Origin of the sequence: Pigmentiphaga soli (assembly GCF_039541095.1) — a bacterium.
In the GTDB taxonomy this organism is placed as follows: Bacteria; Pseudomonadota; Gammaproteobacteria; order Burkholderiales; family Burkholderiaceae_B; genus Pigmentiphaga; species Pigmentiphaga soli.
The window spans coordinates 32,152-46,072 of sequence record NZ_BAABFO010000006.1; the positions used below are offsets into that span (position 1 = coordinate 32,152).

The following is a 13,921-nucleotide window of genomic DNA, read 5'->3' on the forward strand; positions in this document are numbered from 1 at the left end:
GGGCGGCGTTGGAAACATTGCCACGATATGACCAAGTTCGGCTAAGCTGACAGCGACAAATTCTTTCGGGAATTGATAAAAGCTTCTTATCATGCGGATCACCCTGCAGCAGATCGAAGCATTCTTCTGGTCGGCCCGCCTGGGCAGCTTCCACGCCGCCGCCCGCCACCTGAATTTCACCCAGCCGGCCATTTCCGCCCGTATCAAGGAACTGGAATCGACGCTGCAGGTCCGGCTGTTCGAGCGCCGCAACCAGCGCATCGAGCTCACCCATGCCGGCCGCAACGCCCTCAGCCACGCCGAGCGCCTGCTCGGCGCCGGCCAGGAACTGGAACGGATGCGCGGCGGCGAAACGCTGGAGGGCGTGCTGCGCTTCGGCGCCGACGAGTCGTCCGCCATGGCCGGCCTGACCGGCATCCTGGCGCGGCTGCACGCCATGCATCCCGAACTGCAGATCGAAGTGACGATCGACATCGGCACCGTGCTGCGGCAGAAGGTGGGCCGGCGCGAACTCGACGTGGCCATCCATTCCTCGCTGGGCGAGCTGCCGGCGCCGCACGTGGTCGAACAGGTATTGGGATGGGTCGCCTTCGACTGGGTGGCCGCGCCGGCCCTGGACGTGGCGCCCGGCCCCTTCGACCCGGCGCGGGCCGTGGCCTGCCCCATCGTCACCAACTCGCCGCCCTCCACCCTCAACAGCCTGGTGCGCAACTGGCTACAAGCCGGCGGCTACGACTTCAAGGTCCACAACGCCTGCAACTCGCTGTCGCTGATGCTGCGCCTGGCCGAAGCCGGCCACGCCATCGCCATCCTCCCCGCCTCCGCCACCCGCGACAGTTTGCAGGCCGGCACTCTGCGCACCCTGCCCGCCGACCCGCCCATCCCCCTCGTCGCCTTCGCCCTTTCCTACCTGGGCGAAGACCGCGGCGAAGAATTCACCGGCGTGATCGACATCGTGCGCGATGTGCTGACCGAAGCCGGCTACTTCGCGCTGCCGGCCCGCACGTGAGCTCCCTCAGGAAGGGCACCGCGGCTAAAATGCCCTAGGATCCTGCTCATGGATACCCGTTCGTCCTCTCGCCTGCTCGTCCTCGATGCCCGCGACCGCATCCTGCTGTTCCGGTTCGTGCACCGGCGCGGCCCGCTGGCCGGCCGCGATTTCTGGGCCACGCCGGGCGGCGGTCTTGAACACGGCGAGGACTTTGAGGCTGCCGCGCGGCGCGAGCTGCACGAAGAAACGGGTTTCAAGTCCGCCGAAATCGGCCCGCCGATCGCGCGGCGCTGCTTCGAGATGCAGATGCCGGACGGCACATACGTGCTTGCGGACGAAAGGTTTTTCGTGGTTCGGGTTCAGGAGCGGGCCCTGTCCAGGGATGGGTGGACCGATCTGGAGCGCGACGTGATGGCCGAGCATCGCTGGTGGACACTGGATGAACTGCGGACCACTCGCGATGCTGTTTTCCTGGACGACATCCTGGCCATCCTGGCCGGCGCGGGGATCAGTCCGGCACTACGATAGCGAGTTCTGTGCACGGCCGATTGAAGTAGCCGCATCATCAAGGAAGTGAGCAATGGAATCTGGCAACCGAAGAGAAGAGAAGGTCGACATCAGACTGGGCGCCGAGAACGCCTACCGCCTTTCCTGGACGGCTTACGCGAAGCCGATCATTGTCCTTTTGATAGTCTATGCCATCGCCTATCGGATTTATCTCTGGCGACCCGCCGCCGGGGTAGCTGTAGCAATAGCCTGGACTGCTATTTTCGCGCTGACGGTTTGCTCGAACCGAGCCGTTCGCCTCTATACGAACGATCAAGGCGTATGGGTGAGTAGTGGAATTTTTCCGTGGACCAAGGGCGTCAGCGGCGTGCGCTGGAGAGATATCGACGAGGCGGTTTTCTTCACGGGGTTCCTGGCCTGGGCTTTCAACTCCTACCGTATCCGTGTCGGGCACCGCTTCACAAAGTCCAGTGAGATCGTGCTGCCTTCCGTAGCGAACGGCCGCAAGGCCGTCGAGTACATCAATCAGCAGCTGGGCGAGCATATTCGAAGCGCAGCTCTTGCGCGTGACGCCTCTTAGCGGCGCTCTTGTTTCAAAGGATTCTTGGTGGGCGGTACAAGTTTCGAACTTGTGACCCCTGCCGTGTGAAGGCAGTGCTCTACCACTGAGCTAACCGCCCGTCGGCGCATGGCCGTCGGAGAATCCGGCTGTTTGGCAGCCGGGAGCCCGAGACTATAGCACAGTTTTCGGGCGCAGCGCGCACAAGGGCAGCGCTTTACGCCGCCTCGGCCGGCGCCTCCAGCCTGCGCCACAGCGTGGCGCCCTTGGACTCCTTGTCGAGGCCCTCCAGGTACGCCAGGTGGGCCGCCAGTTCCTCGGGATCGGGCGCGGTCACGGGCAGCACGTGCGGATCGAAGGCGCCGAAGTCGAGGGTGCCGCCGGCGGCGGTGTCGTCCAGTTCGATCACCAGGCTGTCCTGGCCGCGCGTCATCGCCAGCCACACCTCGGCCAGCAGTTCCGAGTCCAGCAGCGCGCCGTGCAGCACGCGGTGGGCGTTGGAGATATCGTAGCGGTCGCACAGCGCGTCGAGCGAGTTGCGCTTGCCGGGGTGCAGTTCGCGCGCCTGCAGCAGCGAATCGACCACGCCATCGCAGCATTCGCGGAACGGCGGGCGCTGCAGCCGGGCCAGTTCGGCGTTCAGGAAGCGGATGTCGAACTCGGCGTTGTGGATGATGACCTGGGCGCCGCAGATGAAATCGAGGAATTCGTCGACCTTGTCTTCGAAGCGCGGCTTGTCGGACAGAAACTCGGTGGTCAGCCCGTGCACTTGCAGCGCGCCCGGGTCGCTGTCGCGGTCGGGGTTCAGGTAGGTGTGGAAATTGCGCTGGGTGACGCGGCGATTGAAGATCTCGACGCAGCCGATTTCGATGATGCGGTGCCCCTGCTGGGGATCGAGGCCGGTGGTTTCGGTATCGAGGACGACGTAGCGCATGCGGGCTTCCGGGAAGACGGCGGGAAAGACAGGCGTCAGTGTAGCGAAATGCGCCGGGGCGGACATCAGCCCACGGTTTCGGGCTCGACCTGCGGCGGCAGCCCGTGGCCATGCCCCTCGCCGGCCTCCTCGCCGATCGGCAGCGGCCGCTTGCGCACGCCGGCGATCAGCGAGTACACGCAGGGCACCACGAACAGCGTCAGGAAGGTGCCCACCGTCATGCCGCCCACGATCACCCAGCCGATCTGCACCCGCGACTCGGCGCCGGCGCCCTGGGCCAGCGCCAGCGGCACCGCGCCCAGCACCATCGCGCCGGTGGTCATCAGGATGGGCCGCAGCCGCATCACGCTGGCCTCGATCACGGCTTCCAGCAGCGGCTTGCCGGCGTCGCGCAACTGGTTGGCGAATTCGCAGATCAGGATGCCGTGCTTGGTGATCAGCCCCACCAGCGTGATCAGCCCGATCTGGCTGTAGATCGACAGCGTGCCGCCCGACAGCCACAGCGCCAGCAGCGCGCCGGTCATCGACAGCGGCACCGACAGCATGATGATGAGCGGGTTGCGCCAGCTTTCGAACTGCGCCGCCAGCACCAGGTAGATGAAGGCCACTGCCATCGCGAACACCAGGTAGATGCTGCCGGCCGAATCGCGGAACTCGCGCGACTGGCCGTTCAGGTCGGTCTGCACGCCGGGCGGCAGGGTGCGGGCGGCGATGTCTCGCATGACGGCCAGCGCGTCGCCCAGCGCATAGCCCGGCGCCAGCGTGGCCGACACCGTGACCGATCGCAGCCGGTTGAAATGGTTCAGCGTCTGCGGCGAGACGCCTTCGCGCACGTGCAGCAGGTTGGCCAGCTGCACCATCTCGCCGCTGCGGGCGCGCACGTAGATGTCGGAAATGTCGTTCGGATTGGAGCGGTCGCGCGGGATCACCTGCACCAGCACGTCGTACTGTTCGCCGCTGTCCTTGAAGCGGGTGACCTGCCGCCCGCCCAGCATCGATTCGAGCGTGCGCCCCACGCGGTCGACGTCGACGCCGACGTCGGCCAGCTTGTCGCGGTTGACCTGCACGCGCAGCTCGGGCGTATTGAGCTTGAGGTCGGTCTGCACGTTCTGCACGCCCGGGTAGCGCGACAGCTCGGCCAGGAAATTGTCGACGATGCCCGCCAGCTCCGGGTACGAAACCTGGCTCATGATGACGAACTCGACCGGCGACGAACGCGCCGATTGCCCCAGCGACGGCGGATTGGTCGGGAAGGCCTGCACGCCGGGCAGCGCGGCGAACCTGGGCTGCAGTTCGCGCGCGATCTGCTGCTGCGATTTGCTGCGTTCGTCCCACGGCTTCAGGCGCAGGATGGCGTTGCCGTCGGTCACGATGGGGAAGCCGGCCACCGCCTGGTGCGCTTCCATTTCCGGGATGTCGGCGTAGATCTGCTCGATGCGGCGCAGGTAGTCGGTGGTGTAGCCCACGGTGGCGCCCTGCGGCGAGGTGACCCGGCCGTAGATGGCGCCGCGGTCTTCCACCGGAGACAGCTCGCTCTTGATGGTCTGGAACAGCGGCACGCTGCTGGCGCCCACCGCCAGCCCCAGCGCCACCACCCACCAGCGATGGCCCAGCGCGAAAGCCAGCGCGCCGCGGTAGCCGCGGTTGAGCCCGTCGAGCCCGCCCTCGATCAGGTTGTAGAGGCGGCTGTGCTTCGTTTCGTGGTGCAGCAGCAGCGAGCACATCATCGGCGTCAGCGTGAGCGCGACGAAGCCGGAAAACAGCACCGCGCCGGCCAGCGCCAGCGCGAACTCGATGAACAGCCGGCCGGTACGGCCGGTGGCGAAGGCCAGCGGCGCGTACACCGTGACCAGCGTGAGCGTCATCGCCACCACGGCGAAGCCGATTTCCTTCGAGCCCAGCAGCGCCGCCTGCATGCGCGACTTGCCTTCCTCGATGTGGCGGAAGATGTTCTCCAGCACCACGATGGCGTCGTCCACCACCAGGCCGATGGCCAGCACCATCGCCAGCAGCGTGAGCGTGTTGACCGAGAAGCCGAAGGCGTACATCAGCGAGCAGGCGCCGATCAGCGACACCGGTATCGTGACGATGGGGATCAGGCTGGCGCGCAGGTTGCGCAGGAAGAAGAAGATCACCAGCACCACCAGCACGATGGCCTCGACGATGGTGTGGAACACCGACTCGATCGATTTCTCGATGAACACGGAGGTATCGTACGACACCGCCAGCCGCATGCCCTCGGGCAGCGTCGGGTTGATCAGCTCGATCTCGCGCCGCACCTCGCGCGACAGGTCGAGCGGGTTGGCGGTGGACTGCTTGACCACGCCGATGTTGAGCGCCGGCTGGCCGTTGAAGCGCGAGGTGACGCGCTCGTCCACCGGCCCCAGGCCGACGGTGGCGACGTCGCGGATCCTGACGCTGTAGCCGTTCACGTTGGCGATGACGACGTTCTCGAACTGCTCGCGCGTGTTCAGGTCGGTGGCGGCCACCACCGAGAACTCGCGCGCGTTGGATTCGATCCGGCCCGACGGGATCTCCACGTTCTGCCGCCGCAGCGCGTCTTCCACGTCCTGCACCGTCAGGCGATAGCCGGCCAGCTTGCCGCGGTCCACGTTGATGCGCATGGCCGGCAGGCGTTCGCCGAATACCCGCACCTCGGCCGCGCCCGGCAGCACCGACAGCCGCGGCTTGATGAAGCGGTTGATGTAGTCGGAGGCCTGCATGCTCGACATCGCGCCGGCTTCCACCGCCAGGTACATGATGGGCTGGGTGTCGGCCTCGACCTTGGCGATGATGGGCTCGTCGATCTCGTCCGGCAGCCGGCCGCGCACCCGCGAGACCTTGTCGCGCACGTCGGCCGCGGCGGCGTCGGGCGACACCGACAGCCGGAAACGCACGTTGATGTTGCTGCGCTCGGAGCGGCTGGTGGAGGTCATCAGCTCGACCCCTTCGATGCCCGACAGCGAGTCTTCCAGCACCTTGGTGATCTGCGATTCGATCACCTCGGCCGACGCGCCCTTGTAAACGGTGGACACCGACACCACCGGCTCGTCGATCTGCGGATACTCGCGCACGGTGAGCCGCGAATACGAGATCAGGCCGACCAGCACCACCAGCAGCGACAGCACCGAGGCGAACACCGGCCGCTTGACGCAGATTTCGGACAGGACCATGGCGGCGGCCTCAGAGCCCGGCGGCCTGCGCCGTTTTCACGGCGGCGCCGGGGTGCAGCTTGTGGGAACCGGCCACCACCACCACGTCGCCCTCGGCCAGGCCCGAGACCACCTCGACCCAGCCTTCGCGGCGCTGGCCGATCTCGACCTGCACCCGCTGCGCGCGGCCTTCCTCGACGCGGAACACGAACTGCTCGTCGCCGGCCGGCGCCAGCGCCGCCTCGGGCACCATCAAGGCCTGCGCGCGCTCGGCCAGCAGCAGCCGCACGCGGGCGAACATGCCGGGGCGCAGCAGGCCCGCGTCGTTGCGGACCTGGGCGCGCATCACGATCGAACGGCCGCCGGCGTCGATGGCCGGGCTGATGGCGATCACCTTGCCGTCGAATACCTTGCCCGGCACGGCGTCGAGCGAGATCTGCAGCAGCTGGCCATTGCGGATCTGCGACAGGTACAGCTCGGGGATGCGGAAATCCACCTTGAGCGGATCGATCGCCTCCAGCGGCACCAGGTCCTGGCCGACGCCGACGTAGTCGCCGACCGACACGCTGCGCAGCCCGATCACGCCGTTGAACGGGGCGCGGATCTGGTTCTTCTCCAGCTTGACCTCGGCCAGCACCATCGCCGCCTCCTGCACCTTCAGCGCATTGTCGACCTCGTCCTTGGCCTGCTTGCTGATGAAGCCTTTCTGCTGCAGCTCGATCGACCGCTCGTAATTGCTCTTGGCCAGCGAGTGGTTGGCGCGCGCCTGCTGCAGCTCGGCGCGCGGCACGGAATCGTCCAGGCGCACCAGCACCTGGCCCTTGCGCACCCGCTGTCCCTCGGTGAACAGGATCTCGCTGATGCGGCCCGCGACTTCAGGCCGCAGCGTGACGGATTCGTCGGACCGCAGGCTGCCGACCGCGGTGATGCCGCGCTCCAGCGGCTTGCTGGCCACCGTCACGACCTCCACCGCCACCGCCTGGGCCTCGCGCTGGCGGGCCGGGGCCTCGCGCGCGGCCGGCGCCGCCACGCCGGCAGCGCCGGCCGCGCCGCCCTTGAACGCGCGCGGCGCGAAATACCCGGCGCCACCGCCAACGGCGAGCGCGGCGACCACGATCAGGATGACGGAGCTTTTCTGCATGGCGGGGAAGGCCGGGAGGCAACAAACTGTATCGTGCAATTTAGCATTGCCCGACTGCCGCGTGGCGACTATCGATTCCAATGGCCCACCACCGCGGCCCCAACCCCGGGCACCGCGGATCCGGCTTTGCCGGTCCGCCGGTGTCGCCCCTTGAGGGGTGCGGCGAAGCCGCAAGGGGTGGGCCTTCCTCTCCGGTCCGCCGGTGTCGCCCCTTGAGGGGCGCGGCGAAGCCGCAAGGGGTGGGCCTTCCTCTCCGGTCCGCCGGTGCCGCAAGGGGTGGGCCTATTCCTTAGGCAATCGGGCCTCGTCCGTGCCGCGCATGAGTGTTTACCCGGGTGGTAGCGACAGCGGCCGCCGAACGGGCCGGTTTCTGGGTTTTCCACGCCGGCCCGATGATCCGCAGGCCCGCCGTGCGCTTGATCGCCGACAGCACGTACAGGCCCCCGGCGAACGGCCACCAGCGCTCGCCGGCGTGTTCGAGGAACGCCCAGCGGCGCAGCCAGGTTTCGGAGCGGCAGGCCGGCACGTAGGCGCCGGCGCGGCTGGCGCCCACGTCGAACGACAGCAGTTCCAGCCAGTCCCGCAGCCGTGCCTGCGACAGCGCCCGCAGGCCGCGCGGCAGGAACGGCGTGCGCCAGTGCAGCAGCGGCGGCGCGCCCCACAGGCTCCACGGATTGAAGCCTGTGATCACCAGCCGGCCTTCGGGCATCAGCACCCGTTCGGCCTCGCGCAGCACGCGATGCGGGTCGCGCGAACACTCCAGCGTGTGCGGCAGCACCAGCAGGTCCAGGCTCTGGGCGTCGAACGGCAGGTCTTCGGCGCGCGCCACCGCCAGCGCCGTCCAGCGCGGCCGCTGCGCCGGCGCCGGCAGGCCTTCGGCCACCAGCCCCTTGAAGGCGATGCGATTGGCGCGCAGCCCATCGATCTCGGGCAGGCCGACCTGCATCGCATAGAAGCCGAACACGTCCCCCACCTGCAGGTCGAGCTGTTCCTGTTCCCAGGCCAGCGCATAGCGGCCGGGGTCGGTCGCCAGCCAGCGGGCGAGTTCTACAATCGGGGCATCCTGGTCGGCACTAAGGGGCATCGGCATGAATGATTCTGGCAAGGAAGAACGACGGGCGGCAGCCTCGCCGGTTTGCGCGCTGCGCGCGTTCAACGATAACTATATCTGGCTGGTCCGGCACGACACGCTGGCCGCGGTGGTGGACCCCGGCGACGCGGCGCCGGTGCTGGCCGCCCTGCAACGGGACGGCCTGCGACTGCACGCCATTCTACTGACCCACCACCACAACGACCATGTCGGCGGCGTGGCGGAACTGGTGCAGCGCACCGGCGCCACCGTGTTCGGCCCGGCCGGCGAGCGGCTGCCGCACTGCGACCGCCGGCTCGCGCAGGGCGACCGCGTGACGCTGCCCGAACTGGACCTGGACCTCGGCGTGCTGGACGTACCGGGCCATACCGCGGGCCACATCGCCTACTTCGGCCGCGCCGCCGGCGTAGAACCGCTGGTGTTCTGCGGCGATACGCTGTTCGCCGCCGGCTGCGGCCGGCTGTTCGAGGGCACGCCGGCCCAGATGCACGAGTCGCTGGCCAAGCTCGCCGCGCTGCCGGCCGCCACGCGGGTCTACTGTGCGCACGAATACACGCTGTCCAACCTGCGCTGGGCCGAGGCGGTCGAACCCGGCAACGGCGCGCTCGCCGCCTGGCACGGCGAAGCCCGCCGCCTGCGCGAGGCCGACCGCGCCACGGTGCCGACAACGATCGGCCTGGAACTGCAGGTCAACCCCTTCCTGCGCACCGCGGTACCCGCCGTGGCGCAGGCCGCCGCGCGCCACGCCGGCCAGCCGCTCGCGTCGCAGGTGGATGTTTTCGCCGCGCTGCGCGAGTGGAAAAACAAATTCTGACCGGGCTTATGTAACTGCTTGCATTGTCTGGCATCGGGCCGGCAAAAGCTGCGATTTTGTAAAACAACCTTGACGCCGACCCGGCCTGCTTCGTACTATGCCCGCGCTGAGTACGCCGGTATTCCCATGAAAAACATGCAATCGCGCCCCCGCGGCGTACTATTCACGCGGGGAGGCCTCCGCGATGGCATCCTGATCCTGGCCCCGTTCAAGTTCCTGGCTGCCGCCGCCGCTTTGGCGCTGGCGGGCTGCGCCGCCGTGGCACCGCCACAGGCGGACGGCGGATCGATGCATGCGTCGGCCAAGCCTGTCCTCGAACGCCCTGCCGCCCTGAGCGCAGAGCGCGCCACACTGCCCTCCATCGATTCGTTCGCCGGCTACGGCCAGGCCGCCGCTTCCGACGACGGCATGCGGCTCGACGCGCCGCTGGCGCGCCATACCTCGCGCCCCGGCCTGGCGCCGCTGGTGGTCGACCTGACGGTCCAGCCGACCGACATCTGGTCGCGCCTGCGCCGCAGCTTCGCCATCCCCAACATCGACACGCCGCTGGTCAAGGAATGGGAGGCCTACTACGCCGCCCGGCCCGACTATCTCCAGCGCAGCGCCGAACGGGCCAGCAAGTACCTGTACTACATCATCGAAGAAATCGACCAGCGCGGGCTGCCCAGCGAGCTGGCCCTGCTGCCCTTCGTCGAGAGCTCCTACGACCCGTGGGCGCTGTCGAGCGCCAAGGCCTCGGGCCTGTGGCAGTTCATACCGGCCACCGGCCACAACTACAACCTCAAGCAGGACTGGTGGCGCGACGAGCGGCGCGACCCGATCGCCTCGACCAACGCGGCGCTCGATTACCTGCAGTACCTGTTCGACTTCCACGGCGACTGGCAGCTGGCGCTGGCCAGCTACAACTGGGGCGAAGGCTCGGTCAAGCGCGCGATCGAAAAGAACGAGGCGCAGAACCTGCCCACCGACTACCTGTCGCTCGACATGCCCGACGAGACCCGCAACTACATTCCGAAGCTGCAGGCGATCAAGAACATCATTTCCAACCCGACCGCCTTCGGCCTGACGCTGCCGCCGATCGACAACCAGCCGTATTTCGTCACGGTCACCAAGAGCCGCACGATGGACGTCAAGACGGCGGCCCAGCTGGCCGAGATGCCGCTGGACGAATTCAAGGCGCTGAACCCCTCGTACAACCGCGGCGTGATCATCGGCGGCGACGAGCCCACGCTGATCCTGCCGGCCGACCGCGTTGCCGTGTTCGAGGCCAATCTGCAGGCGCACAGCGGCTCGCTGTCGTCGTGGCACCATCACACGGTGGCGCGCGGCGAAACGCTGGCCACCGTGGCCCGCAAGTACAAGACCTCGATCGCCACGCTGCGCAAGGCCAACAACCTCGGGCCGCGCAGCAAGGTGCTGGCGGGCGCCGTGCTGGTGGTGCCGGTGGGCGGCGCGGCCGAAGCCGCGGTCATCGCCAGCGGACCGGCCAATCCGGTGCGCTCGGCAGTCGCCCGCGCCCCCGCGCCCCGCCTGAGCGCGCGCACGTACAAGGTGCGGCGCGGCGACACGCTCAGCTCGATCGCGCGGAAGTACGGCACCACGGTGGCCCAGCTGCGAGCGCTCAATCACCTGAAGAGCTCGGCCCTGTCGATCGGCCGCACGCTGCAGATCCCGGGCACGGGCGTCAGCGGCTGATACACTGCCGGCGGTCAACTTCCAACACAGGTAACCGTATGGGATTTCTCGCCGGCAAGCGCATTCTCGTCACCGGAGTGCTGTCCAACCGCTCCATTGCCTACGGCATCGCCCGCGCCTGTCACCGCGAAGGCGCCGAACTGGCCTTCACGTACGTGGGCGAGCGCTTCAAGGACCGGGTGGCCGAGTTCGCCGCCGAGTTCGGCAGCAAGCTGGTGTTCGAGTGCGACGTGGCTTCCGACGAGCAGATCGCATCCACCTTCGCGGGCCTGGCCGGGCACTGGAACAAGCTCGACGGCCTGGTGCATTCGATCGGCTTCGCGCCGCGCGAGGCGATCGCGGGCGACTTCCTCGACGGCCTGTCGCGCGAGGCCTTCCGCATCGCGCACGACATCTCGGCCTACAGTTTCCCGGCCATGGCCAAGGCGGCGCTGCCGCTGCTGCAAGGGCCGGACGGCCAGGGCACCGGCTCGGTCCTGACGCTGACCTACCTGGGCGCCGAGCGCGTGGTCGAGAACTACAACACCATGGGCGTGGCCAAGGCTGCCCTCGAAGCCTCCGTGCGCTACCTGGCCTCGGCGCTGGGACCGCGCGGCATCCGCGCCAACGCCATCTCGGCCGGACCCATCAAGACCCTGGCGGCCAGCGGCATCAAAGACTTCTCCAAGATCCTCAAATTCGTCGAAACCCATGCGCCGCTGCGCCGCAACGTCACCATCGACGACGTCGGCAACGTGGCCGCCTTCCTGCTGTCCGACCTGGCAGCGGGGATTACTGGCGAAATCACCCATGTCGATGCTGGGTTCTCTACGATTGTTCCCGGGACGGGAGAATGAGGTTCTCGGGGTTCTTTGTGGGGTTGAGTACTTAAGGCGTTCGGAGCCCGTTGGGCGGCCCTGGGCGGCGCAGAGGAGGCGAGCGAGGCGCACGCGAAGGAAGGGCTCCGAAGCGGGCCCGTACGAGCGGGCCGAAGCGGTGTCCGGAAGCCCCACGAGGGGCTGGAGGACCGACTCCTCTACGCCCCACAGGCAAGCCCCACCCCCGTCGGCCGGTCAAGAACTCAACCTTCCCGATCCAACAAATCAACATTGATCTCGGCAATCGACTTAGCCCCGGTCAACGTCATCGCCACGCGCATTTCCCTTTCGATCAGTCCGAGCAGATTGGCCACGCCAGCCTCGCCGCCCACGGCCAGCGCATAGGCGAAGGCGCGCCCCAGCAGCACCGTGTCGGCGCCCAGCGCCAGCATGCGGACCACGTCGAGCCCATTGCGCACGCCGCCGTCGGCCAGGATGGCCAGTTGCCCCTTCACCGCGTCGGCGATCGGCGGCAGCGCGCGCGCCGACGACAGCACGCCGTCCAGCTGGCGCCCGCCGTGATTGGAAACGACGATGCCGTCGGCCCCGAAACGCACGGCGTCGCGCGCGTCTTCGGGATCCAGGATGCCTTTGATGACCATCGGCCCCTTCCAGAAGTCGCGGATCCACTCCAGGTCTTTCCATGAGATCGACGGGTCGAAATTGGCCGCCAGCCAGCCGATGTAGTCTTCCAGGCCCGTCGGCCGGCCACGGTAGGCCGACACGTTGCCCAGGTCGTGCGGACGGCCGAACAGACCCACGTCCCAGGACCAGGCGGGATGGCGCATCGCCTGCAGGTAGCGGCGCCATTCGGCGCGCGGGCCGCTCATGCCCGAATGGGCGTCGCGGTAGCGCGCGCCCGGCACCGGCATGTCCACCGTGAACACCAGGGTCGAGCAGCCCGCCGCCTGCGCCCGCTCGAGCGCGTTGCGCATGAAGCCGCGGTCTTTCAGCACGTAGAGCTGGAACCACATCGGGCGCGACAGGCCGGGCGCCACTTCCTCGATCGGGCATACCGAAACGGTCGACAGCGTGAACGGGATGCCCTTGCGGTCGGCGGCGCGCGCCGCCTGCACCTCGCCGCGCCTGGCCAGCATGCCGGCCAGGCCCACCGGCGCCAGCGCCACCGGCATCGCCAGCGTCTCGCCGAACAGGCGCGTTTCCAGGCTCAGTTCCGACATGTTGCGCAGCACCCGCTGCCGCAGCGCGATGTCGGCCAGGTCGTCGACATTGCGGCGCAGGGTGCGCTCGGCATAGGCGCCGCCGTCGACGTAGTGGAACAGGAAGGGAGGGAGCTTGCTCTGCGCGGCCGCGCGGTAGTCGGTGCAGGAGGAAATGATCATATCGGTCGTGGGTGCGAACGGGACAATGCGGGAGGCGAGGCCCAATCATCTCATATGCTAAACTGGTAACACCAAGTTGGTAGGACCAATGTAGGTATATAAGTCCATGATCTCATCCAATCCAGCCCCGCTTTCCGGCCAGGCCGGAGAAGCCGAAAAGCCCCTGATCACCAAGATCATGGCGTTTCTGAAAGACCGCCGTTTCGAGCCGGGGGAAAAGCTGCCGTCGGAGCGCTATCTGGCCGCCCGCTTCGGCGTGGGCCGCAATGCGCTGCGCGAGGCCATTGCCATGCTCAGCGCATTGCGGGTGCTCGAAACCAAGGCCAATTCGGGAATCTACTTGAAGGACACGGCCGCCGAAAGCAGTTTCGAGGCAATCGTGCTGCTGTCCGAGCTGGGCACCACCCCGTCGGCCCGCGAAGTGGTGGACATGATGGAAGTCCGCATCACCCTGGAATTGGATGCGATGACACGCGCCTGCGAACATCGCACCGAAGAAGACATCCGGCAGTTGCGGGAGATCCTGCGTCAGACCGACGCCGTGCTGGCCGCCAACGGCAACATGGTCGAGCTGGACCAGGCCTTCCATATGAAACTGGCGTCAAGCTCCCACAACGTGGTGCTGGTGCGCATTCTCCACGCCTTTTATCTCCTGTCGCTGCAGCGCCGGCGCGTCTACTTCGAAAATGTCGAGGCGGGCCGGGCTGCGGCAAGACAGCACCACATGCTGGTCGACGCCATCGAGCAGCGGAATGCGGCCGCGGCGCGGGAGATCATGCAAAAACACATGGGCGATGCGACCCGATACTGGTCGGAGATCCTGCTGGGAAGCTAGCCC

Annotated in this window: 12 protein-coding genes and 1 tRNA gene; 7 read left to right on the forward strand and 6 right to left on the reverse strand. The window is 67.6% G+C overall.

Annotated elements, in window-relative coordinates; all coding sequences use genetic code 11:
- Positions 1 to 91: 91 nt before the first annotated feature.
- From ABD927_RS07670 to ABD927_RS07680, 3 genes are read left to right on the forward strand one after another with little or no spacing between them, the layout of a single operon-like run.
- Positions 92 to 1,009, forward strand: coding sequence for a LysR family transcriptional regulator (locus ABD927_RS07670; RefSeq protein ID WP_345247978.1), 918 nt, complete (start codon positions 92 to 94; stop codon positions 1,007 to 1,009).
- A gap of 48 nt (positions 1,010 to 1,057) precedes the next feature.
- Entirely contained in the window at positions 1,058 to 1,519 is a 462-nt protein-coding gene (locus ABD927_RS07675) for an NUDIX hydrolase (protein ID WP_345247980.1), read from the forward strand.
- A gap of 52 nt (positions 1,520 to 1,571) precedes the next feature.
- Positions 1,572 to 2,078, forward strand: a complete 507-nt coding sequence (locus ABD927_RS07680) for a hypothetical protein (RefSeq protein ID WP_345247982.1) — start codon at positions 1,572 to 1,574, stop codon at positions 2,076 to 2,078.
- 25 nt (positions 2,079 to 2,103) lie between these two features.
- Here ABD927_RS07680 and ABD927_RS07685 read toward each other — a convergent pair.
- The 5 genes from ABD927_RS07685 to ABD927_RS07705 form a co-directional block, all read right to left on the reverse strand.
- Positions 2,104 to 2,178 (reverse strand) — tRNA-Val (locus tag ABD927_RS07685).
- A 96-nt stretch (positions 2,179 to 2,274) separates the two neighbouring features.
- The gene (gene dnaQ, locus ABD927_RS07690) at positions 2,275 to 2,991 is read right to left on the reverse strand and encodes a DNA polymerase III subunit epsilon (RefSeq protein WP_345247984.1); all 717 of its coding nucleotides are present in this window, start codon (positions 2,989 to 2,991) and stop codon (positions 2,275 to 2,277) included.
- A 65-nt stretch (positions 2,992 to 3,056) separates the two neighbouring features.
- On the reverse strand, positions 3,057 to 6,164 hold the full coding sequence (locus tag ABD927_RS07695) for an efflux RND transporter permease subunit (RefSeq protein ID WP_345247986.1): 3,108 nt from the start codon (positions 6,162 to 6,164) through the stop codon (positions 3,057 to 3,059).
- A 10-nt stretch (positions 6,165 to 6,174) separates the two neighbouring features.
- Positions 6,175 to 7,284, reverse strand: a complete 1,110-nt coding sequence (locus ABD927_RS07700) for an efflux RND transporter periplasmic adaptor subunit (protein ID WP_345247988.1) — start codon at positions 7,282 to 7,284, stop codon at positions 6,175 to 6,177.
- Positions 7,285 to 7,573: 289 nt separating this feature from the next.
- The gene (locus tag ABD927_RS07705) at positions 7,574 to 8,374 is read right to left on the reverse strand and encodes a class I SAM-dependent methyltransferase (RefSeq protein ID WP_345247990.1); all 801 of its coding nucleotides are present in this window, start codon (positions 8,372 to 8,374) and stop codon (positions 7,574 to 7,576) included.
- Between ABD927_RS07705 and gloB the strand changes: the two genes are divergently transcribed.
- From gloB to fabI, 3 genes are all read left to right on the forward strand, one after another.
- Positions 8,373 to 9,188 carry a hydroxyacylglutathione hydrolase gene (gloB, locus tag ABD927_RS07710; RefSeq protein WP_345247992.1) on the forward strand — a complete coding sequence of 272 codons (816 nt, stop codon included), beginning with the start codon at positions 8,373 to 8,375 and terminating at the stop codon, positions 9,186 to 9,188. The genes ABD927_RS07705 and gloB overlap by 2 nt on opposite strands.
- Positions 9,189 to 9,323: 135 nt before the next feature.
- Positions 9,324 to 10,883 carry a LysM peptidoglycan-binding domain-containing protein gene (locus ABD927_RS07715; protein ID WP_425570211.1) on the forward strand — a complete coding sequence of 520 codons (1,560 nt, stop codon included), beginning with the start codon at positions 9,324 to 9,326 and terminating at the stop codon, positions 10,881 to 10,883.
- A gap of 38 nt (positions 10,884 to 10,921) precedes the next feature.
- On the forward strand, positions 10,922 to 11,719 hold the full coding sequence (gene fabI / locus ABD927_RS07720) for an enoyl-ACP reductase FabI (protein WP_345247994.1): 798 nt from the start codon (positions 10,922 to 10,924) through the stop codon (positions 11,717 to 11,719).
- Positions 11,720 to 11,943: 224 nt separating this feature from the next.
- On the opposite strand, the gene lldD is transcribed toward fabI, so the two are convergent.
- Complete coding sequence (lldD, locus tag ABD927_RS07725) at positions 11,944 to 13,083, reverse strand: FMN-dependent L-lactate dehydrogenase LldD (protein WP_345247996.1); 1,140 nt, start codon at positions 13,081 to 13,083, stop codon at positions 11,944 to 11,946.
- 106 nt (positions 13,084 to 13,189) lie between these two features.
- Here lldD and ABD927_RS07730 point away from each other — a divergent pair, with 106 nt between their 5' ends.
- Entirely contained in the window at positions 13,190 to 13,918 is a 729-nt protein-coding gene (locus tag ABD927_RS07730) for a FadR/GntR family transcriptional regulator (protein ID WP_345247998.1), read from the forward strand.
- The last annotated feature ends 3 nt before the right edge of the window (positions 13,919 to 13,921 follow it).

Bases quoted from the DNA above. Each gene is read 5' to 3' on its own strand.
- ABD927_RS07705 (WP_345247990.1), bottom strand. From the start codon at position 8,374: ATGCCGATGCCCCTTAGTGCCGACCAGGATGCCCCGATTGTAGAACTC.
- ABD927_RS07670 (WP_345247978.1), top strand. From the start codon at position 92: ATGCGGATCACCCTGCAGCAGATCGAAGCATTCTTCTGGTCGGCCCGC.
- ABD927_RS07675 (WP_345247980.1), top strand. From the start codon at position 1,058: ATGGATACCCGTTCGTCCTCTCGCCTGCTCGTCCTCGATGCCCGCGAC.
- lldD (WP_345247996.1), bottom strand. From the start codon at position 13,083: ATGATCATTTCCTCCTGCACCGACTACCGCGCGGCCGCGCAGAGCAAG.
- ABD927_RS07695 (WP_345247986.1), bottom strand. From the start codon at position 6,164: ATGGTCCTGTCCGAAATCTGCGTCAAGCGGCCGGTGTTCGCCTCGGTG.
- ABD927_RS07730 (WP_345247998.1), top strand. From the start codon at position 13,190: ATGATCTCATCCAATCCAGCCCCGCTTTCCGGCCAGGCCGGAGAAGCC.
- ABD927_RS07680 (WP_345247982.1), top strand. From the start codon at position 1,572: ATGGAATCTGGCAACCGAAGAGAAGAGAAGGTCGACATCAGACTGGGC.
- dnaQ (WP_345247984.1), bottom strand. From the start codon at position 2,991: ATGCGCTACGTCGTCCTCGATACCGAAACCACCGGCCTCGATCCCCAG.
- gloB (WP_345247992.1), top strand. From the start codon at position 8,373: ATGAATGATTCTGGCAAGGAAGAACGACGGGCGGCAGCCTCGCCGGTT.
- fabI (WP_345247994.1), top strand. From the start codon at position 10,922: ATGGGATTTCTCGCCGGCAAGCGCATTCTCGTCACCGGAGTGCTGTCC.
- ABD927_RS07715 (WP_425570211.1), top strand. From the start codon at position 9,324: ATGCAATCGCGCCCCCGCGGCGTACTATTCACGCGGGGAGGCCTCCGC.
- ABD927_RS07700 (WP_345247988.1), bottom strand. From the start codon at position 7,284: ATGCAGAAAAGCTCCGTCATCCTGATCGTGGTCGCCGCGCTCGCCGTT.